The 19,525-nt window shown below is 73.3% G+C and carries 10 protein-coding genes; 3 read left to right on the top strand and 7 right to left on the bottom strand.

Features of this window, described 5'->3' with window-relative positions:
- Window positions 1–127: 127 nt before the first annotated feature.
- On the top strand, window positions 128–5,092 hold the full coding sequence (locus ACIBEA_RS37275; protein ID WP_399267643.1) for an NAD-glutamate dehydrogenase: 4,965 nt from the start codon (window positions 128–130) through the stop codon (window positions 5,090–5,092).
- Between the two features lie 98 nt (window positions 5,093–5,190).
- Here ACIBEA_RS37275 and ACIBEA_RS37270 read toward each other — a convergent pair whose 3' ends face one another.
- Together ACIBEA_RS37270 and ACIBEA_RS37265 are read right to left on the bottom strand one after the other, a co-directional pair.
- Window positions 5,191–6,027 (bottom strand): ABC transporter ATP-binding protein, encoded by an 837-nt coding sequence (locus ACIBEA_RS37270; RefSeq protein ID WP_399267642.1) that lies wholly within the window; start codon window positions 6,025–6,027, stop codon window positions 5,191–5,193.
- Complete coding sequence (locus ACIBEA_RS37265; protein WP_399267641.1) at window positions 6,020–6,922, bottom strand: ABC transporter permease; 903 nt, start codon at window positions 6,920–6,922, stop codon at window positions 6,020–6,022. Before ACIBEA_RS37265 ends, ACIBEA_RS37270 begins: the two co-directional genes overlap by 8 nt.
- Window positions 6,923–7,068: 146 nt before the next feature.
- Between ACIBEA_RS37265 and ACIBEA_RS37260 the strand changes: the two genes are divergently transcribed.
- The gene (locus ACIBEA_RS37260; RefSeq protein ID WP_399267640.1) at window positions 7,069–7,767 is read left to right on the top strand and encodes a TetR/AcrR family transcriptional regulator; all 699 of its coding nucleotides are present in this window, start codon (window positions 7,069–7,071) and stop codon (window positions 7,765–7,767) included.
- A gap of 158 nt (window positions 7,768–7,925) precedes the next feature.
- Here ACIBEA_RS37260 and ACIBEA_RS37255 read toward each other — a convergent pair whose 3' ends face one another.
- From ACIBEA_RS37255 to ACIBEA_RS37235, 5 genes are all read right to left on the bottom strand, one after another.
- The gene (locus ACIBEA_RS37255; RefSeq protein WP_399267639.1) at window positions 7,926–10,178 is read right to left on the bottom strand and encodes a CDP-glycerol glycerophosphotransferase family protein; all 2,253 of its coding nucleotides are present in this window, start codon (window positions 10,176–10,178) and stop codon (window positions 7,926–7,928) included.
- A gap of 151 nt (window positions 10,179–10,329) precedes the next feature.
- Entirely contained in the window at window positions 10,330–11,196 is an 867-nt protein-coding gene (locus tag ACIBEA_RS37250) for a carbohydrate ABC transporter permease (protein ID WP_399267638.1), read from the bottom strand.
- Window positions 11,193–12,533, bottom strand: a complete 1,341-nt coding sequence (locus ACIBEA_RS37245; RefSeq protein WP_399267665.1) for a carbohydrate ABC transporter permease — start codon at window positions 12,531–12,533, stop codon at window positions 11,193–11,195. Before ACIBEA_RS37245 ends, ACIBEA_RS37250 begins: the two co-directional genes overlap by 4 nt.
- Window positions 12,533–13,912 (bottom strand): ABC transporter substrate-binding protein, encoded by a 1,380-nt coding sequence (locus tag ACIBEA_RS37240; RefSeq protein WP_399267637.1) that lies wholly within the window; start codon window positions 13,910–13,912, stop codon window positions 12,533–12,535. The genes ACIBEA_RS37245 and ACIBEA_RS37240 overlap by 1 nt, the downstream gene beginning before the upstream one ends.
- A 130-nt stretch (window positions 13,913–14,042) precedes the next feature.
- Window positions 14,043–17,198 carry an FtsK/SpoIIIE domain-containing protein gene (locus tag ACIBEA_RS37235; RefSeq protein ID WP_399267636.1) on the bottom strand — a complete coding sequence of 1,052 codons (3,156 nt, stop codon included), beginning with the start codon at window positions 17,196–17,198 and terminating at the stop codon, window positions 14,043–14,045.
- 436 nt (window positions 17,199–17,634) lie between these two features.
- On the opposite strand from ACIBEA_RS37235, the gene ACIBEA_RS37230 reads away from it, so the two are divergent.
- Window positions 17,635–19,404 carry a serine/threonine-protein kinase gene (locus ACIBEA_RS37230; protein ID WP_399267635.1) on the top strand — a complete coding sequence of 590 codons (1,770 nt, stop codon included), beginning with the start codon at window positions 17,635–17,637 and terminating at the stop codon, window positions 19,402–19,404.
- Window positions 19,405–19,525: the final 121 nt, after the last annotated feature.

Below are 19,525 nucleotides of genomic sequence, written 5' to 3'. Positions count from 1 at the left end.
CATTCCGCCCCGGCCGGCTCATACGACGGCATAGCGTCGATTCCGAACGGACATCCCGCCTCGCGGCGCTATGTCATTCCTTCCTTCACCTACGTCACGCAATGGCGCGCGACAGGAGTCAGAGGACATGCAGACCAAGCTGGACGAAGCAAAGGCCGAGCTGCTCGCACGGGCGGCCCGGGTAGCTGAGAACAGCCCGGCCGGGGGGCTACTTCCGACTGGGTCCGAGCAAGGAGGGCGTCCGGATCCGGACACGATGCTCTCTTACCTCCAGCGCTACTACCTGCACACCGCACCCGAGGACCTCACCGACCGAGACCCGGTCGACGTCTTCGGCGCCGCGCTCTCCCACTACCGGCTCGCCGAGAACCGGCCGCAGGGCACGGCCCGCGTGCGCGTCCACACCCCCACGGTCGAGGAGAACGGCTGGACCTCCAGCCACTCGGTCGTCGAGGTGGTCACCGACGACATGCCCTTCCTCGTCGACAGCGTCACCAACGAACTGTCCCGCCAGGGCCGCGGCATCCACGTCGTGATCCACCCGCAGGTCGTCGTCCGCCGTGACGTCACCGGCAAGCTGATCGAGATCCTCGGTCCCGACTGCGACGCGCACGGCCCCGCCACCGCGCGCCCCCACGACTCCCTCGTCGAGTCCTGGATCCACGTCGAGATCGACCGCGAAACCGACCGCGACGACCTCACCCAGATCACCGCCGACCTGCTCCGCGTCCTGTCCGACGTCCGCGAGGCCGTCGAGGACTGGGAGAAGATGCGGGACGCCGCCCGCCGCATCGCCGAGGAGCTCCCCGCCGAGCACACCGCGAGCGACCTGCGCGAACACGAGCTGGACGAGGCCCGCGAGCTGCTGCGCTGGCTGGCCGGGGACAACTTCACCTTCCTCGGGTACCGCGAGTACAACCTGGTCGACGGGGACGCGCTGGCCGCCGTGCCCGGCACGGGCCTGGGCATCCTGCGCTCCGACCCGCACCACAGCGGCAAGGACGACGGCCACCCGGTCTCGCCGTCCTTCAACCGACTGCCCGCCGACGCCCGCGCCAAGGCGCGCGAGCACAAGCTGCTGGTGCTGACCAAGGCCAACAGCCGCTCCACCGTGCACCGCCCCTCCTACCTGGACTACGTCGGCGTCAAGAAGTTCGACGCCGAGGGCAACGTCATCGGTGAGCGCCGCTTCCTCGGCCTGTTCTCCTCGGCCGCCTACACCGAGTCCGTGCGCCGCGTCCCGGTGATCCGCCGCAAGGTCGTCGAGGTCCTCGAAGGCGCCGGTTTCGCACCGAGCAGCCACGACGGCCGCGACCTGCTCCAGATCCTGGAGACCTACCCGCGCGACGAGCTGTTCCAGACCCCGGTCGACCAGCTCCGCGCCATCGCCACCTCCGTCCTGTACCTCCAGGAACGCCGCCGGCTGCGGCTGTACCTGCGCCAGGACGAGTACGGGCGCTACTACTCGGCCCTCGTCTACCTGCCCCGCGACCGCTACACCACGGGCGTCCGGCTGCGGCTGATCGACATCCTCAAGGAGGAGCTCGGCGGCACCAGCGTCGACTTCACCGCCTGGAACACCGAGTCGATCCTCTCCCGCATCCACTTCGTCATCCGCGTCCCGCAGGGCACCGAGCTGCCCGCGCTCACCGACGCCGACGCCGAGCGCATCGAGGCCCGCCTGGTCGAGGCCGCCCGCTCCTGGGCCGACGGCTTCGCCGAGGCCCTGACCGCCGAATGCGGCGAGGAGCGCGCGGCCGAGCTGCTGCGCCGCTACGGCGGCTCCTTCCCCGAGGGCTACAAGGCCGACCACTCGCCGCGCGCCGCCGTCGCCGACCTGGTCCGGCTGGAGCGGCTGAGCGCGAGCGCCAGCGACTTCGACCTCTCGCTGTACGAGCCGGTCGGCGCGGGCCCCGGCGAGCGCCGCTTCAAGATCTACCGCCAGGGCGAGCAGGTCTCCCTGTCCGCCGTGCTCCCGGTCCTGCAGCGCCTCGGCGTCGAGGTCACCGACGAGCGGCCCTACGAGCTGCGCTGCGCCGACCGCACGCACGCCTGGGTCTACGACTTCGGCCTGCGGCTGCCCGCGTCCTCGGGCGCCGCCGAGCACCTCGGCGGCGACGCCCGCGAGCGCTTCCAGAACGCCTTCGCCGCGGTCTGGCAGGGCGACGCGGAGAACGACAACTTCAACACCCTGGTGCTGAGCGCCGGGCTCACCTGGCGCCAGGCCGTCGTGCTGCGCGCGTACGCGAAGTACATGCGCCAGGCCGGGTCCACCTTCAGCCAGGACTACATGGAGGACACCCTCCGCAACAACGTCCACACCACCCGGCTGCTGGTCTCGCTCTTCGAGGCACGGATGTCGCCCAGCCGCCAGGCCGCGGGCACCGAGCTGATCGACGCGATGCTGGAGGAGCTGGAAGGCGCCCTGGACCAGGTCGCCTCGCTGGACGAGGACCGCATCCTGCGGGCGTTCCTGACGCTCATCAAGGCCACCCTGCGGACCAACTTCTTCCAGGTCACCAAGACCGGCGAGCCGCACTCCTACGTGTCGGTCAAGTTCGACCCGCAGGCCATCCCGGACCTCCCCGCGCCCCGCCCGGCGTACGAGATCTGGGTCTACTCGCCCCGCGTCGAGGGCGTTCACCTGCGCTTCGGCAAGGTCGCCCGAGGCGGCCTGCGCTGGTCCGACCGGCGCGAGGACTTCCGTACGGAGATCCTCGGCCTGGTCAAGGCGCAGATGGTGAAGAACACCGTCATCGTGCCGGTCGGCGCCAAGGGCGGCTTCGTCGCCAAGAACCTGCCCGACCCGTCGGTGGACCGCGACGCGTGGCTCGCCGAGGGCATCGCCTCGTACAAGATCTTCATCTCGGCGCTGCTCGACATCACCGACAACCTCGTCGGCGGCGAGGTCGTGCCCCCCAAGGACGTGGTCCGCCACGACGAGGACGACACCTACCTCGTCGTCGCCGCCGACAAGGGCACCGCGACCTTCTCCGACATCGCCAACGCCGTCGCCGAGTCCTACGGCTTCTGGCTCGGCGACGCCTTCGCCTCGGGCGGCTCCGCCGGCTACGACCACAAGGGCATGGGCATCACCGCCCGTGGCGCGTGGGAGTCCGTCAAGCGGCACTTCCGCGAGCTGGGCCACGACACCCAGACCGAGGACTTCACCACGGTCGGCGTCGGCGACATGTCCGGTGACGTCTTCGGCAACGGCATGCTGCTCTCCGAGCATATCCGCCTGGTCGCCGCATTCGACCACCGGCACATCTTCATCGACCCGAACCCGGACGCGGCCACCTCGTACGCCGAGCGCCGCCGCCTGTTCGACCTGCCGCGCTCCTCCTGGGCCGACTACGACACCTCGCTGCTCTCCGCGGGCGGCGGCATCCACCCCCGCACGGCGAAGGCCATCGCGGTCACCCCGCAGATGCGCGCGGCCCTCGGCATCGAGGCCGGGACCGCCAAGATGACCCCGGCCGAGCTGATGCAGGCCGTCCTCAAGGCCCCGGTCGACCTGCTGTGGAACGGCGGCATCGGTACGTACGTCAAGGCGACGGCCGAGACGCACGCCCACGTCGGCGACAAGGCGAACGACGCCATCCGCGTCGACGGCCAGGACGTGCGCGCCCGGGTCATCGGCGAGGGCGGCAACCTCGGCCTGACCCAGCTGGGCCGGATCGAGTTCGCCCGCCTCGGCGCGGGCGGCGAGGGCGGCAAGATCAACACCGACGCCATCGACAACAGCGCGGGCGTGGACACCTCCGACCACGAGGTGAACATCAAGATCCTGCTGAACGCGGTCGTCTCCGACGGGGACATGACCGTCAAGCAGCGCAACACGCTCCTCGCCACGATGACCGACGAGGTCGGCCACCTGGTGCTGCGCAACAACTACGCGCAGAACGTGGCGCTCGCCAACGGCGCCGCCCAGGCGCCCAGCCTGCTCCACGCCCAGCAGCGCTTCATGCGGCGCCTGGGCCGCGACGGACGGCTCGACCGCAAGCTGGAGTTCCTGCCCGACGACCGGCAGATCCGCGAGCTGCTCAACAGCGGCAAGGGCCTGACCCAGCCGGAGCTGGCCGTCCTGTTCGCCTACACCAAGATCACGGTGGCGGACGAGCTGATCGGCACCGGGCTGCCGGACGACGCCTACCTGAACCGCCTGCTGCACGAGTACTTCCCGGGCGCCCTGCGCGAGAAGTTCCCCGAGCAGATCGAGGCGCACGCGCTGCGCCGCGAGATCATCACGACGATCCTGGTCAACGACACCGTCAACAGCGGTGGCTCGACCTTCCTGCACCGGCTCCGCGAGGAGACCGGCGCCTCCCTGGAGGAGATCGTCCGGGCGCAGCTCTCGGCCCGCGAGATCTTCGGCCTGGCCGAGGTGTGGGACGCGGTCGAGGCGCTGGACAACAAGGTCGCGGCCGACGTGCAGACCCGGATCCGGCTGCACTCGCGCCGGCTCGTCGAGCGCGGCACCCGCTGGCTGCTCAACAACCGGCCGCAGCCGCTCCAGATCAGCGAGACCATCGCCTTCTTCTCGGAGCGGGTCACCCAGGTCTGGTCCGAGCTGCCCAAGCTGGTGCGCGGCGCCGACCTGGAGTGGTACGGCTCGATCGTGGACGAGCTGACCGAGGCGGGCGTCCCGGCGGAACTGGCGGCCAAGGTCGCCGGGTTCTCCTCCGCCTTCCCGACGCTCGACGTCGTCGCGATCGCGGACCGCACCGGTGTCGACCCGCTGGGCGTGGCCGAGGTCTACTACGACCTCGCCGACCGCCTGGACATCACCCAGCTGATGGACCGGATCATCGAACTGCCGCGGTCCGACCGCTGGCAGTCCATGGCCCGCGCCTCCATCCGCGAGGACCTGTTCGCCGCGCACGCGGCGATGACCGCCGACGTGCTGGCGGTCGGCAACGGTTCCTCCACTCCCGAGGAGCGCTTCACGGCGTGGGAGGAGAAGAACGCGGCGATCATCGGGCGCGCCCGGACGACCCTGGACGAGATCAAGGGCTCGGACGCCTTCGACCTGGCGAACCTGTCGGTGGCGATGCGGACGATGCGCTCGCTGCTGCGGACGCACAGCTGAGCGGGGCGGGGCGCTCGTAACGCGCCCAGGAGCACGGGGAGGGCCCCGGGACCGGAATCCGGTCCCGGGGCCCTCCCCGTGCTGGTCGCGCGCGGCCGCTACTGCTTGCCGAACTCCTCGTACGCGTCGCAGACCTCCTGCGTCGGCCCGTCCATCCGCAGCACGCCGTGCTCCAGCCACAGGACGCGGTCGCAGGTCTCGCGGATGGTGCCGATGCCGTGGCTGACCAGGAAGACCGTGCCCGCCGTCTGGCGCAGCTCCTCGATCCGCTTCTGGCTGCGGCGCTGGAAGGAGGCGTCGCCGGTGGCGAGGGCCTCGTCGATCATCAGGACGTCGTGGTCCTTGGCGGCGGCGATGGAGAACCGCAGGCGCGCCCCCATGCCGGAGGAGTAGGTGCGCATCGGGAGCGAGATGAAGTCGCCCTTCTCGTTGATCCCGGAGAAGTCGACGATGCCCTGGTAGCGCTCCTGGACCTGCTGCTTGGACATGCCCATGGCCAGGCCGCCGAGGATGACGTTGCGCTCGCCGGTCAGGTCGTTCATCAGGGCGGCGTTCACGCCGAGCAGCGAGGGCTGGCCGTGCGAGAAGATCCGGCCGCGCTCCACCGGCTGCAGGCCCGCGATGGCCTGGAGCAAGGTGGACTTGCCGGAGCCGTTGGTGCCGATCAGGCCGATGGCCTCGCCCTTGTAGGCGATGAAGGACACCCCGCGCACGGCGCGCACCTCGCGGATGCCGGGCTTGGGCTTCTTGCGGTTGAAGATCCGGCTGAGCGCGGCGGTGGCGCTGCCGCGGCCGGCGCCGGTGCCGACGATCCGGTAGGTGATGTGGACGTCGTCCGCGATGACGGTGGGCACGCGGGTGTCGGCGGGGGTGCCGGCGCCCGCGGTGGTGCTGGTGGCGCTGTCGGCGCTGCTGGTCGTCGTCGTGTCAGCCACGTCCGTACTCCTCCTCGGCCTTCCAGAAGTAGATGAAGCCGCCGACGCCGGCGACGAGGGCCCAGCCGATGGCGATCAGCCAGACGTGGTGCGGGAGGGACGAGATCTTGGTGCTGTCGATCAGCGCGTACCGCATCAGGTCGATGTAGACGGCGGCCGGGTTCGTCTGGAGCACCGTGGTCACCCAGTGCGGCAGGTGATCCTTCTTGAGCATGTCGCTGATGCTCCACATGACGCCCGAGGAGTACATCCAGGTGCGCAGGACGAACGGCATCAGCTGGCTGACGTCCGGGTTCTTGCTGCCGAGCCGGGCCATGATCATGGCGCAGCCCGCGCAGAAGACGGCCATCAGGAAGAGCGTGGGGAAGACCAGGAACCAGTTCAAGGTGGGCAGCTGGCCGAAGCAGACCAGCAGGACGACCAGGGCGCCCATGGTGACGAGCAGCTGCTGGAAGAGCTGGATCACGCTCGACAGGGGCAGGCTCGCGCGGGGGAAGTGCAGGGCCCGGACCAGGCCGAGGTTGCTGTGGACGGCGCGGGTGCCGGCGTTGATGGAGCTGCCGATGAAGTCCCAGACGAAGACGCCCGTGATCAGGAACGGGAGGTAGTTCGGGACGCCATGGCTGGCCTTCATGATGATGCCGAAGATGAAGTAGTACACGGCCGCGTTCAGCAGCGGGGTGACCAGGTGCCAGACCTGGCCGAGCTTCGCGGTGCTGTACGTCGATGCCATCCGCGCCGTCGCGTACGACATCACGAAGTGGCGGCGCTGCCAGAGCTGGCCGATGTACGAGGGCAGGGAGGGACGGGCGCCGCTGAGGGTCAGGCCGTGGGCGGCCGCCAGTTCCTCGATGTCCGGCCGGGGGGCCGGGGACTTGGCCAGGGTGGTGGTCACGAAGGTCGCTTTCGACGGGGGCGGGACGTCGCTGGCGATGGGACGGGTCCGTATCGTCGCTACGGCGAGGTTAGGGCGGGACGCGTCGGAACGCAACCGTATCGTCGTGACGGGTGTGGGGCGGCGTCCGCGGTTATGCTCCCTGTATGACCCCGGACCCTGCCGCTCCCGCCGCCCCTGCCGCGCCCGCCCTTGCCGCGCCCGCCCCTGCCGCCGCTCGGCCCGAGCCCGCCGCCGCGCCCGCCGCGGCCGCCGCGGCCCGGCGCCGGGCGCCTGCCGGGGCCGCGGTGCTGCGCGAGGACGTGACCGAGGCGATCCGGGCGGCGGTGGTCGAGGAACTGGCCGCGGTCGGGTTCGCGCGGATGTCGATCGAGGGGATCGCGCGGCGGGCGGGCGTCGGCAAGACGGCCGTCTACCGGCGCTGGAAGTCCAAGCTGCACCTGGTGCTGGACCTGGTGGCCGCCTTCGCGGTGGACGGGCTGCCGGTGCCGGCCACGGGGTCGCTGTACGGGGACGTACGGGCCCTGCTGGAGGTCATGTCCCACGTCCTGCGGCACCCGGTGGCCTCGGCCGTCATCCCCGACCTGCTGGTCGAGGCGGCGCGGAACCCGGAGATCGCGGCGGCGGTGCGGGGGGCGCTGCTGGACGGGCAGCGGAGGCTCGCCGAGGGGATCGTGTCGGAAGCGATCGGGCGGGGGGAGTTGGCGGAGGGGGCCGATCCGGAGCGGGCGCTCGATCTGGCGATCGGGCCGTTGTACTGGCGGGTGGTGGTCGTCAGCGATGCCGTTTCGCGGGGGGACCTGGATGCGTTGGCCGCGTCTGTGGTGGCGGGGCTCAAGGTCTGACCCCGGCGGGTCCTCCGGGGCCCGGCCCGGTCCCGGGGCCTGGCCCCGGGACGCCCCCCCCGGTGGGGTGGCTGGTGCGGTGCGTCCCTGCGGGTGCGTTTGCCCTCCGGGGGCGCCTCAAACGCCGGCGGGGCTTGATTGGGCTGGGCCGGGTCGGGTTAGGGCCAGAGGGGGGTTGTCAGGGTGGGGGGTGGGGTCGGGAGGGACGGGGTGGGGTGGCGGTCTTCCAGGGGGGTGACCGGGGGGACGGGGGTGGTCTGGCCCAGGAAGACGTGGCGGACGACGCGCTCCGCCGCGTAGCCGTCGTCGTACGAGCAGAAGCGGGAGCGGAACGAGGCGCGCAGCTGGGCCGAGCGCGAGCCCTGCCAGTGGCCGGTGGCGAAGATGTCCACCAGCTCGTCCTCGGTCCGGGCGATCGCCCCCGGGGGGAAGGCGCGCAGGTCGAAGTACGTGCCGCGGGACGCCTCGTAGGCCTCCCAGTCGTCCGCGTGGATCACGATCGGCCGGTCCAGCGCCGCGTAGTCGAACATCAGGGACGAGTAGTCCGTCACCAGCGCGTCCGACGCCAGGCAGAGCTCCTCCACCGACGGGTGCCCGGTGACGTCCAGCAGCCGCGGGTGCCGGTCCCAGGACGGCGGGGTGTCCGCGTACGTCAGGTGCGTGCGCGCCAGGATCGTGAAGCGCGGGCCGAGATCGCGCAGTACCCGCTCGAAGTCGAGGTGTTCGGGACGGCTGCGCCGGTAGTCGCGGTGCGTGGGCGCGTACAGGATCACGGTCGAGCCCGCCGGGATGCCCAGGCGCTCGCGCAGCTCCAGCACGTCGCTCGGCGCGGCCCGGTGGAAGACGTCGTTGCGCGGGTAGCCGTACTCCAGCGTCGTGTAGGAGGACGGCAGCGCCTTCTCCCACACCAGCGTGGAGTGCCGGTTCCCGGACAGCAGGTAGTCCCACTGGTCGGCGCCCCGCAGCAGGCCCGCGAAATCGGTGGTCGGGGTCGCCGCCGGGCGGTCCTGGAGGTCCAGGCCGACGCGCTTGAGCGGAGTGCCGTGCTGGGTCTGGAGCAGGACCTGCCCGGGCCGCTTGACCAGCGCGCGCTCGAAGTTCACGTTCGTGACCAGGTACGTGGCCCGGGCCAGCGCGGTCCAGTAGGCCGGCGAGCCGGGCCGCAGCGCGGCCGTCTCCTTCGGCAGGGTCGCGGCGTGCGCCGGGTCGCAGATCCAGGCCGTGCGCGTGCCGGGCGCGAGCTCCCGCAGCTTCGCCTCGATCGCGGCCGGGTTGCAGGCGTACCCGCCGTGCCAGTACGCGCTGAAGACCGCCAGGTCGGGGCGGAGCGGCAGCAGCCGCTGGATCCGGTAGTGGCAGCGCAGCGCGGCTTCGCGCAGGCCCCGCAGGACGGCCCGCGCGCTGCGGCCCAGGCGGACGACGAGCGCCCGCAGCCCTGACAGCAGCCCGTACGTGCGCCGGAGGCCGAAGCGCATCAGGGTGTGCCGCAACCGGTCGGTGCGCGACAGGGACAGCGGCTGCGCGTCGGAGCGCACCGCGACCCGGTAGCGGCGCAGCGAGAGCGCCGCCCGCCGGAAGAACTCCGGCCGGGCGGCGCGCGGGAGGCGCTGCGGGTGGGAGTACACGGCGCAGAAGTGCTCGGCCATCCGCCGGTGCAGGACCGGCCGCCACCGGTCGAGTTCGGGGCGGGAGGCGAGGTGGGCGAACACCCGGTCGTACTGCTCGAAGACGTCGAGATGGGCCCGGCTGGGGGTGGTCCGGATCGAGCCGGTGCGGCGCTGGCGGTAGTGCACGCAGACCCGGTCCAGGACGGCGACGGACTCGGCGGCCAGCAGCGCCGGATAGGCCCAGGGGATGTCCTCGTAGAGCCCGGGCGGGAAGGCGAGGCCCTCGCGCTCCACGAACTCGCGCCGGTACGCCTTGTTCCACACCGCCATCAGCATGCCCAGCAGCGCGGGGCGGTCGGCGATCCGGAAGCTGGCCGGGCCGTCCTCGCAGAGGCGGTGCGCGAGCCGGTTGCGGGTGCTCTCGCCGGTCCAGAAGGTGCGCGCGTAGTCGTAGACCAGCACGTCGGGGGAGCCGGTCGCCTTCAGCCGGTCCGCGACGGCCTGCAGGGCGCCCGGTGCGAGGACGTCGTCGCCGTCCAGGAAGATCAGGTAGTCGCCCGTGGCCCGGGACAGGCCCGCGTTGCGCGCCGGACCCAGGCCCGCGTTGTGCGCCAGGTGCACCGGGGTGACCCGGGGGTCCCGGGCCGCGTACTCGTCGATGATCTGACCGCAGGCGTCCGGGGAGGCGTCGTCCACCACGATCAGTTCCAGATCCGGGTGCGACTGGCACAGGACCGAATCCAGCGCCTCCTGGAGGTACGCCTGGACCTTGTACGCGGGCACGATGACGCTGAACCGGGGCACGGCACATCCAGGGGTCGGCGCGGGCATATGGCCCAGCAACCCCCGGGGTGGCGATCGGGTTACGCGACCCGTGGCATTCGGGTTACTCAGCGTCAACACGGCACGTCAACGCGGCGGTTCGCCCTACGGAACGAGCCCCGGTGGTCCGGCGCTACTTGATCGCGCCCGCCATCACCCCCGACACGAACTGGCGCTGGAAGGCGAAGAACACGGCCAGCGGGATCACCATCGACAGGAACGCGCCGGGGGCCAGGACGTCGATGTTGTTGCCGAACTGCCGCACCTGCTGCTGGAGCGCCACCGTGATGGGCGGGTGCGCCGAGTCCGCGAAGACCAGCGCCACCAACATGTCGTTCCACACCCACAGGAACTGGAAGATGCCCAGCGAGGCGATCGCCGGACCGCCCAGCGGCAGCACCACCCGGGCGAACAGCCGCAGTTCGCCCGCCCCGTCCAGGCGCGCCGCCTCCAGCAGCTCCCGCGGGATCTCCGCGAAGAAGTTGCGCAGCAGGAACACCGCGAAGGGCAGCCCGAAGGCGGCGTGGAAGAGCACCACCCCGGCCGTGGTCTCGAACAGGCCGATGGAGCCGAAGAGTTCGGAGACCGGAATCAGCGCCACCTGCACGGGGACCACCAGCAGCGCGACCACCACCAGGAACAGCGCGTCGCGGCCCGGGAACTCCAGCCAGGCGAAGGCGTATCCGGCGAAGGCGCCCAGGACGAGCACCAGCAGGGTGGCCGGCACGGTGATCGCCATCGTGCTCAGCAGCGAGCCGGTGATGGTGTCGTTGGACAGCAGCCGCTCGTAGTTGGCGGTGGTCAGCCGGGACGGCGCGGTCAGCACCTGCCACCAGCCCGCCTTGTTCAGATCGGCGGGCGCCAGGAGCGAGGAGACCAGCAGCCCGAGGGTGGGCAGCAGCCAGAACGCGGCCGCGAGGACCAGGAGCACGCGCACGGCGCCGCCCGCGGCGCGCGCCGCGAGCCTGCTCGTGAGGGTCGGCGTCGGGGGCGTGGTCATCGGCGGGCCTCCCGGCGCATCCGGTGGATGTTGTAGAGCATGACCGGGAGGACGAGCACCAGCAGCAGCACCGCGATGGCACTGCCGAGGCCCGGGTTCGCGTCCGTGCCGAAGGAGGTCCGGTAGAGCTGGAGGGCGAGCACGTTCGCGTCGTCCTGCACCGAGCCCGGCGCGATCACGAAGACCAGGTCGAAGATCTTCATGACGTTGATGACCAGGGTGACCAGCACCACGCCCAGCACCGGCGCCAGCAGCGGCACGGTGATCCGCCGGAAGACCTGCCACTCGTTCGCCCCGTCCACCCGGGCCGCCTCCAGCAGCTCCCGCGGTACGGACGCCAGCCCGGCCCCGATCAGGACCATCGCGAAGCCGGCCCACATCCACACGTACGCGCCGATGACGGCCGGGGTGACCAGCGTCGGCCCCAGCCACTGCACGCCCGCGTACGGCGCCGCGAAGTTCGAGGCGGGCAACCGCAGCAGCGCCCCGTCGGCCTTCACGGACAGGGAGAAGGTGCCGTCGCCCGCCGCCGTGGTCGACTCCACCACCTTGCCGTCCTTGACCGCCTCGATCCGCATGCCCGCGTACCCCGACTCGGCCGGGTCGAGCGCGTTGGTGCGACCGCCTCCGCCGGGGCGGAAGTCCTGCCAGGCGGTCCCGGTCACCCGGCCCGGCACGGCCGCGGCCGCCCTGGCCGGACGGGTGCCCTTCGGGAGGTCGTCCGGCGCCACCCCGACCAGCGGGAGCAGTGCCGTCGTGCCCGCCCGTACCGGTTCGCGGGTGACGAGCGCGCCGCCGCCCGCGTCCACCAGCGGCGAGTCCCGGCCCGGCCGGGCCTTGGGGAAGGCCGAGGCGGGCGCGAAGGTGTCGTGGACCCCGACCCACACCGCGTTCGCCACCCCGCGGTCCGGGTCCGCCTCGTACACCAGCCGGAAGATGATGCCCGCCGCCAGCATCGAGATGGCCATCGGCATGAAGACCAGCAGCTTGAACGCCGTGCCCCAGCGCACCCGTTCGGTCAGCACCGCGAAGATCAGGCCGAGCACGGTCGCCGTCGTCGGCGCCAGCACCACCCACAGCGCGGTGTTGCCCAGCGCCGTGCGGATGGTGTCGTCGTGCAGGATCTCCCGGAAGTTCGCGGCGCCCACGAAGGAGTCGCCGGTGCGGTCGAAGAGGCTGCGGTAGAGCGAATAGCCGATCGGGTGCACGACGAGCGCGCCGAGCAGCACCAGGGCGGGCAGCAGGAACGCCCCCGCCACCAGCCGGTGCCGCCGGGCCGCGCGGGTGCGCGCCCCGGCGGGAGCAGCGGGGGGAGCCGTCTTGGGGGCCACCGGGATCAGTTCCCGAAGGCCTTGGCCGCGTCGGCCTCCAGTTTGGCCTGTGCGCCCGCGACGTCGGCCGGGTTCGCCAGGAAGTCCTGGAGGTCCTTCCACTCGCCCGCCCCCGGAGTCCCGCCGAAGGACGCCGGAGCCTGGTCGGACATGTCGAAGCGGAAGTCGTCGCCCGCCGCGAGCAGGTTCTTGGCGATGTCCCGCTGGATCTCGTTGGGGTAGGCACCCGGGTTCACCCCGCGGTTGGGCGAGACGAAGCCGCCCAGCTTCGCCTGGATCTCCGCCGCGTCCGCGGACGCCAGGAAGGTCAGCAGGGCCTGCGCGCCCTTCGAGGGCTTCAGCGCCACCGCCACGTCACCGCCCGAGACCACCGGGGCCTTCGCGCCGACCGCGGGGAAGGGGAACACCAGGGCGTCCGTGCCCACCTTGGCCTCCGTCTGCGCGATGTTCACCGCCACGAAGTCGCCCTCGAAGACCATCGCCGCGCCCGGCCGGTCCCCGCCGGTGAAGGTCTGGGTGACGGACTTGGGGAACTCGGTGGCCAGCGCGCCGGTCTGACCGCCCGCCAGGAAGTCCTTGCGGCCGAAGAGCTGGCCCAGGGTGGTCAGCGCCTGCTTGACGCTGTCGTCCGTCCACTTGATCTCGTGCTTGGCGAGCTGGTCGTACTTCTGCGGACCGGCCTGCGAGAGGTAGATGTTCTCGAACCAGTCGGTGAGGGTCCAGCCGTCCGCGCCGCCCACCGAGACCGCCGGGACGCCCGAGGCCGACAAGGTGTCCGCGGTCTCCAGGAACTGCGCCCAGGTCGTGGGGGGCTGCACGCCCGCCGCCTTGAACGCCTTCGCGTTGTACCAGACCAGCGACTTGTTGGCCGCCTTGTAGTAGACGCCGTACTGGGTCCCGCCGACCGCGCCCAGCGCCTTCCAGCCCGCCGAGTAGTTCTGGTCGAGCTGCTTCTGCGCCTCCGGGCCCACCGGCTGCGCCCACTTGTTCGTCACGGCCGAGACCAGCGCCCCCACCTGGGGCAGCAGGGCCACGTCCGGCGGCTGGCCGCCGGCGACCTTCGTACCGAGGAAGGTGACGATCGGGTCCTGCGCCGGAACGAAGGTGACGGTGGCGCCCGTCCGCTTCTCGAACTCCTTGAGGACCTTGGTGAAGTTCTCCTGCTCCGGACCCGTCCAGACCGCCGCGACCTCCAGCTTCTCCCCGGCCAGGGAGGGTAACTGGACCCGCGGACCGCTCTGCGTGCTCCCGCCGTCCGGACTCGCGGCCGTGTCCTTCTTCCCGTCGCCCCCGCCGCCGCAGGCGGTCAGTGCCAGCGCGCACCCGGCGGCCAGCGCCGTCCAGGTGCGCGTGCGTGTGGTGCGGCCCGTTCCGTGCGTGCGCATGGCTCTGCCCCCGATGTCCATGGTGTGTCCCGGACCACAAGGTCTACGCCGAGCCGTGCCACCCCGCAATACCGCGTCGGGCGCCCGTGCCCCGGCCCGCACCCGGGCCGGGCCCGGGGCAGGCGGGGCCTCAGGGGGCGGCCGGGAACAGCACGGGCACGGCCGAGACCAGGTGGGAGGCCCGGTCCAGGGCGCTGGCCAGCAGGGCGAGGTCGGTCGGGCCGTTGCCCAGCTCGCGCACCGGACGGCGGGCCGGAGGATCCCCCATCCGCTCCCACTCGACCGGAACCACAGTGGGTCTCTGGGTCGCGGTCCGCGGGATCCGACCGGTCACCCGGCCCGCCTGGAAGGGCAGCGTCCGTCCGTCGGCCCCCCGCAGCGACCCGCGGCCGGGGCCCGGCTGGTCGGGCGCGTCCAGCTCCACCCGCAGGGTCGAGGACCGGGCCAGCTCGGTGTCGGCCGTACGGTCGGGGCGCGCGCTGGTCGCCACGAGGTGGACGCCGAGCCGGGCGCCCTCCCGGGCCACCGCCTCCAGGGCCCGCACCACCGAACCGGCGGACGGGCGGCCCGTACTGCCCAGGGCGGGCGCGACGAGCGCGTCGAAGTCGTCCACCAGCACCACCAGGCGGGGCAGCGGAGCGGGTCCCGCGTCCGCGCGCGGACCGGCCGCCCGCAGCCGCAGGGTGCCCGAACGCTGCGGGTCCAGATCGCCGCGCAGCTCGCTGGGGCTGGGCCGGCGCGGCGCGACCAGCCGGTCGGCGACCTCGCGCCGGGCGTGCCACTCGGCGAACGGAACCCCCTCCAACAGCTCGTGCCGGCGCTTGAGTTCGGCGCCGAGGGCTTGGGCGAACTCGCGCATGCGCAGCGGATCGGAGGCCACCAGGTGCGCGGAGATGTGCGGCAGCTCGGTACAGGGCAGCAGCCCGTCCCCGCGCTCGCCGCCCGCCCCGTCGAGCAGTACCAGGCCGAGCCGGTCCGGGCGGGCGGCGGCCGCCAGGGAGGCGGCGACGGAACGGAGCAGCTCCGTGCGTCCGCTGCCCGCCGGCCCCTCGATCAGCAGGTGCGGGCCGTCGGTGACCAGCTCGGCCCCGACCGGACCGCCACGGCCGCTGCCCAGGACGACCTCCAGCTGCCCGCCGACGCCCTGCCCCTGGTCGGTGGCGGCCGCCCAACGGGCCATCAGGGAAGCCGGGGTGGCCCGGGCCAGCCCCAGCTCGTCGAGCAGTCGGGCGGTCGCGGGCAGGGCGGCGCTGGCCGGGCGCACCGGCTCGCCGCCGGCGCCCTCGGTGCGCAGCGGGGCCAGGGCGCGGGCGAACCGCTCGGCCCACGCGGCGGAGACGGCATCGGCGACGGAGCTCTCCCCGGGCGCCACCGGGCGGCCCCCGAGGACGCGGAAGCTGCGCACGACCGTGGCCACGTCACCGCTGAGCAGGGCGACGGCGCCGCAGTCCCGGAAGGCCGGGGCGCTCGCGCAGGCCTCCCGGTACGTCTCGTCGACGGGGGAGGCCGCGGTGGCGGCCGGCGCGTCGGCGAGGGCGAGGACGTGGATGCCGGCGGCCGGGCCGTGCGAGGCGAGCCGCCCGGTCACGTCGCGGAGCTGGCCGGGACCGGGATCGCCGTCGAGCAGGACGAGGGTGAGCGGGCCGTCGTACGCGCGGGCGGCGTCGGCCACGGCCTGGCGGTCGGCGGCGGCCCAGCTGGTCCCGAGCGGGGAGTCGTCGAGCCGCCGGGTCAGCTCGCCGGTCCGCGCGGTCGCCTGGTCCCGGTCGTAGGCGAGCAGCAGGCGGCAGTCCTGGCCGTGCGCGGGACGGGTGTGCGGGAGCCAGCCGAGCCAGCCCCAGTCCGCGCGCCGCTCGGTCAGCGGGCGGGCCCGGTCGGCGGCGATCAGCACGATCTCCAGCGCGGTGGGGGAGTGCAGGGCGGCGAGCTGGGCGACCACGGAGCGGGCCAGCCCGGTCAGCCGGGCGCGCGGACCGGCCAGGCCGAGCGCCCCGGCGGTGCGCAGCGGGACGCGGGCGCCCGCGCCGAGGTTGACGACGAGCCGTTCGGGGTGGCCCTGGCCGCGGCCCCAGAGTCGTTCGGTGGGCCCGAGCGCGGCCAGCAGCAGCGAGGCGGGGTCGTCCGCCGCCGGCTCCGCGCCGACCGCGACGGCGGCCACGGGGATCTCGACGGGGACCTCGACCTCCTCGTCCCGCCCGACCCACTTGCGGGCCCAGGCCCCGATCCCGCGCCGCCGGGCGGCCGCGGGGACGCCGGATCCCGTGCCCGCGGCGGTGCCGTCAGCGGCGCGGGCGCCGGGGCCGCTGTCGGTGTCGGAGCCGCCGGCGGGGGGCCAGGCCGTGGCCGGGTGGCCGGAGCGCGTGCCACCGGCCGGGGTGTCGGACCGGGAGTGCGGGGCGTGCTGCGCGTGCGGGGGGCGTCCGGCGCCGGTGGTGTCCTGGTGCCCGCCGGTCCTCCCGGGGGCGCCGTCGGGGGCGGGGTACGGGCCCGCGCCCGCGGTGGCGCTCCGCGGGCCGGCCGCGGGGGGCCGGGTCGGGGCGGGGGCGTACGCGGGGGCCGGGGCGTGTTCCGGGTGGTGCGCGGCGCCCGGGCCGTCGGGGCCGGTGTGCGGGTCGCCCGCGCCGGAGCCGGGGGCGGCCGGGGCCGGGAGGGCCAGGTGGCCCTGGAGGTCAGGGGTCAGCGGGAGCGGGGGCGCGGCCGGCCCCGCCAGCCGCAGGGTGGACTCGCCGACCCGCAGCAGCGCTCCCGGCGCCAGCCGGACCGGGGCGCCCGCCACCGGGATCCCGTCCAGGGCGGTGCCGTTCGTCGAGTCGAGGTCGGCGACGCTCACCCGGCCGTCCTCCGTGACCGTCACCGCGCAGTGCAGTCGGGACACGTCGGGGTCGTCGAGCGGTACGTCCGCGTCCGCGGAGCGGCCGATCCGCAGCGAGCCGGGGTGCAGCAGGTGCACGCCGCCCGCGTCCGGTCCCGCCACCACGTGCAGCTGGGGCGCGCCGAGGCCCTCGTCCGGACCGGGCAGCGCCTCCGCGACCGGGGTGTGCAGGGCCAGTACGGCCCCGTCGACCAGGGGCGGCTCGCCCAGCACCCGGCGCTGCGGATCGAGCCGCTCCGCGCCGGCGTAGAGGACCACCGTGCCCCCCGTGTCCGGGCCCGCCACGGTCGCCGCCAGCCCGGAGGCCACCGCGGCCAGCGGGGTGCCCACGGGCGCGGTGACGAGCACGTCACACGTCGAGGGCGCGATCTGGTGGCCGCTGCGCGGCCCGAGGACGGTCAGCCGGATCTGCATCGCCGTCAGCGGTCCCTTCTGCGCGGTGCGCGCTGCGTGCGCCCGGCAGGGGAACGGCGGGACATGACTGCCCGTTGGCCCCCCACCCGGCGCGGACGCGTCGTCCGGTCAGGTCATCCGGAGAGGAAGGCTCCCGACCCCCCACTCCGTACGGGTGCATCCTCGCACCTGTCACCGACAACACGCCCGACACCCACCCACAAGTGATCTTGATCGATCGGGAGTGCGTCCACACCCCGAACGGATACGGACAGCAACCCGCGGAAAATCGCCACGGGCATACCCCGCAAATGTCACTCTTCGTATATATGTACGGCAACCATCTCTGGACGCCCCGCGTCTTCCCTCGGGACACCGCCTAGAGTGGGTCGGAAAAACTCTGGGAATTGCACCAGTCGGAAGACGACAGCAGGACGACAGCAGGGGAGCGCGAGACGTGCGGCCAGTCGGCAGCAAATACCTGCTCGAGGAGCCGCTCGGACGCGGCGCCACGGGTACCGTCTGGCGCGCCCGCCAGCGCGAGGCCGCGGGCGCCGAGGCGGCGGTCGCCGGGCAGCCCGGCGAGACCGTGGCCATCAAGGTCCTCAAGGAGGAGCTGGCCCACGACCCGGACGTCGTCATGCGCTTCCTGCGCGAGCGCTCCGTCCTGCTGAGGCTGACCCATCCCAACATCGTCCGTACCCGCGACCTCGTCGTCGAGGGCGACCTGCTCGCGCTCGTCATGGACCTCATCGACGGCCCCGACCTGCACAAGTACCTGCGGGAGAACGGGCCGTTCACCCCGGTCGCCGCGAGCCTGCTGACCGCCCAGATCGCGGACGCGCTCGCCGCCAGCCACGCCGACGGGGTCGTGCACCGCGACCTCAAGCCCGCGAACGTCCTGGTCGACGAGCGCGACGGCCAGATGCGCCCGATGCTCACCGACTTCGGCATCGCGCGCCTGGCCGACTCCCCGGGCCTCACCCGCACCCACGAGTTCGTCGGCACGCCCGCCTACGTCGCCCCCGAGTCCGCCGAGGGCCGCCCGCAGACCTCCGCCGTCGACATCTACGGCGCGGGCATCTTGATGTACGAGCTGGTCACCGGCCGTCCGCCGTTCGCGGGCGGCACCGCGCTGGAGGTGCTGCACCGCCACCTCAGCGAGGACCCGCAGCGCCCCTCGACCCTGCCCGAGCCGCTGTGGACGGTCATCGAGCGCTGCCTGAGCAAGGAGCCGGACCTGCGGCCCAGCGCCGTCAGCCTGGCCCGCGCCCTGCGCGTGGTCGCCGCGGGCATCGGCGTGCACTCCTCCGCGGCCGAGGTCGAGGCCGCGCTCGGCGTCGGCGCGCTGCTCGCGCCCGACCCGGCGCCCGCGCCGGTCCCGCAGACCCCCGGCGCCGCCGACCCGACCCAGGTACTGCCGCCCGTCAACGGACCCATGGGCGCCTACGACCCGAACGCGGCCACCAGCGTCATGCAGTCGATGCCGCCGGCCCCGCAGCACGCGCCCGGGGCCGACCCGACCGCGGTGCTGCCGCCCGTACAGGCGCCGGACCAGCCGCACCCGTGGCAGTCGCAGATGCGGGCCGCCCGGGACCGCAACGAGCAGACCCAGATGCAGTACCTCGACCCGGCCGACGACCCGCTGCGCCGCAGGCCGCAGCGCCAGGCTCCGCCGCAGCAGCAGTACCAGCAGCCGCAGCAGCCCCAGCAGTACCAGCAGGGACCGCCGCAGCAGTACCAGCAGCCGCAGCAGCGCCAGCCCCAGCCCCAGCCCCAGCAGTACCGGCAGCAGCCGCCGCAGCAGCAGTACCAGCAGCCGCAGCAGCCCCAGTACCAGCAGCGGCCGCAACAGCCCCAGCAGCCGCAGTACCAGCAGCAGCCGCGCCAGCAGCAGCCGCAGCACCAGCCCCAGCCGTACGCCGGGGCGCCCGCTCAGCAGCCGCGCCGGCCCCAGCAGCCCGCCCCGCGCGAGCCCCGCGAGCCGCGTGAGCCGCGCCGGCGCGGTGCCAACCCGATGCGGATCCCCGGGCTCGGCTGCCTCAAGGGCTGCCTGTTCACCCTGGTCCTGCTCTTCGTCGCGGGCTGGCTGGTCTGGGAGTTGACCCCCCTCCAGGAATGGGTGGGCACCGGCAAGGGCTGGTGGGACCAGGTCTGGTCCTGGGGCACCGAGGTGAAGCACTGGGTCGGCGACCTCGGCGGCGGCGGCGGAGGCTCCACCGGCTGACGCCAGGACTGCTCCTTAGCGGTGAGTTCGTGGATTTGTCGACTTCCAGGACACGATTTCGCCCACAGAAGTGAAGGTCGTCGCGAATCGGGCCCCCTGCTGGCCTCCAACCCCCACGCGG

This window comes from Streptomyces sp. NPDC051555 (assembly GCF_044454405.1).
Classification (GTDB): domain Bacteria; phylum Actinomycetota; class Actinomycetes; order Streptomycetales; family Streptomycetaceae; genus Streptomyces.
The sequence above is the reverse complement of the archived record's forward strand: the minus strand, read 5'-3'. Positions and strand labels throughout refer to the sequence as shown.

Bases quoted from the DNA above. Each gene is read 5' to 3' on its own strand.
- ACIBEA_RS37235 (WP_399267636.1), bottom strand. From the start codon at position 17,198: ATGCAGATCCGGCTGACCGTCCTCGGGCCGCGCAGCGGCCACCAGATC.
- ACIBEA_RS37240 (WP_399267637.1), bottom strand. From the start codon at position 13,912: ATGCGCACGCACGGAACGGGCCGCACCACACGCACGCGCACCTGGACG.
- ACIBEA_RS37250 (WP_399267638.1), bottom strand. From the start codon at position 11,196: ATGACCACGCCCCCGACGCCGACCCTCACGAGCAGGCTCGCGGCGCGC.
- ACIBEA_RS37260 (WP_399267640.1), top strand. From the start codon at position 7,069: ATGACCCCGGACCCTGCCGCTCCCGCCGCCCCTGCCGCGCCCGCCCTT.
- ACIBEA_RS37275 (WP_399267643.1), top strand. From the start codon at position 128: ATGCAGACCAAGCTGGACGAAGCAAAGGCCGAGCTGCTCGCACGGGCG.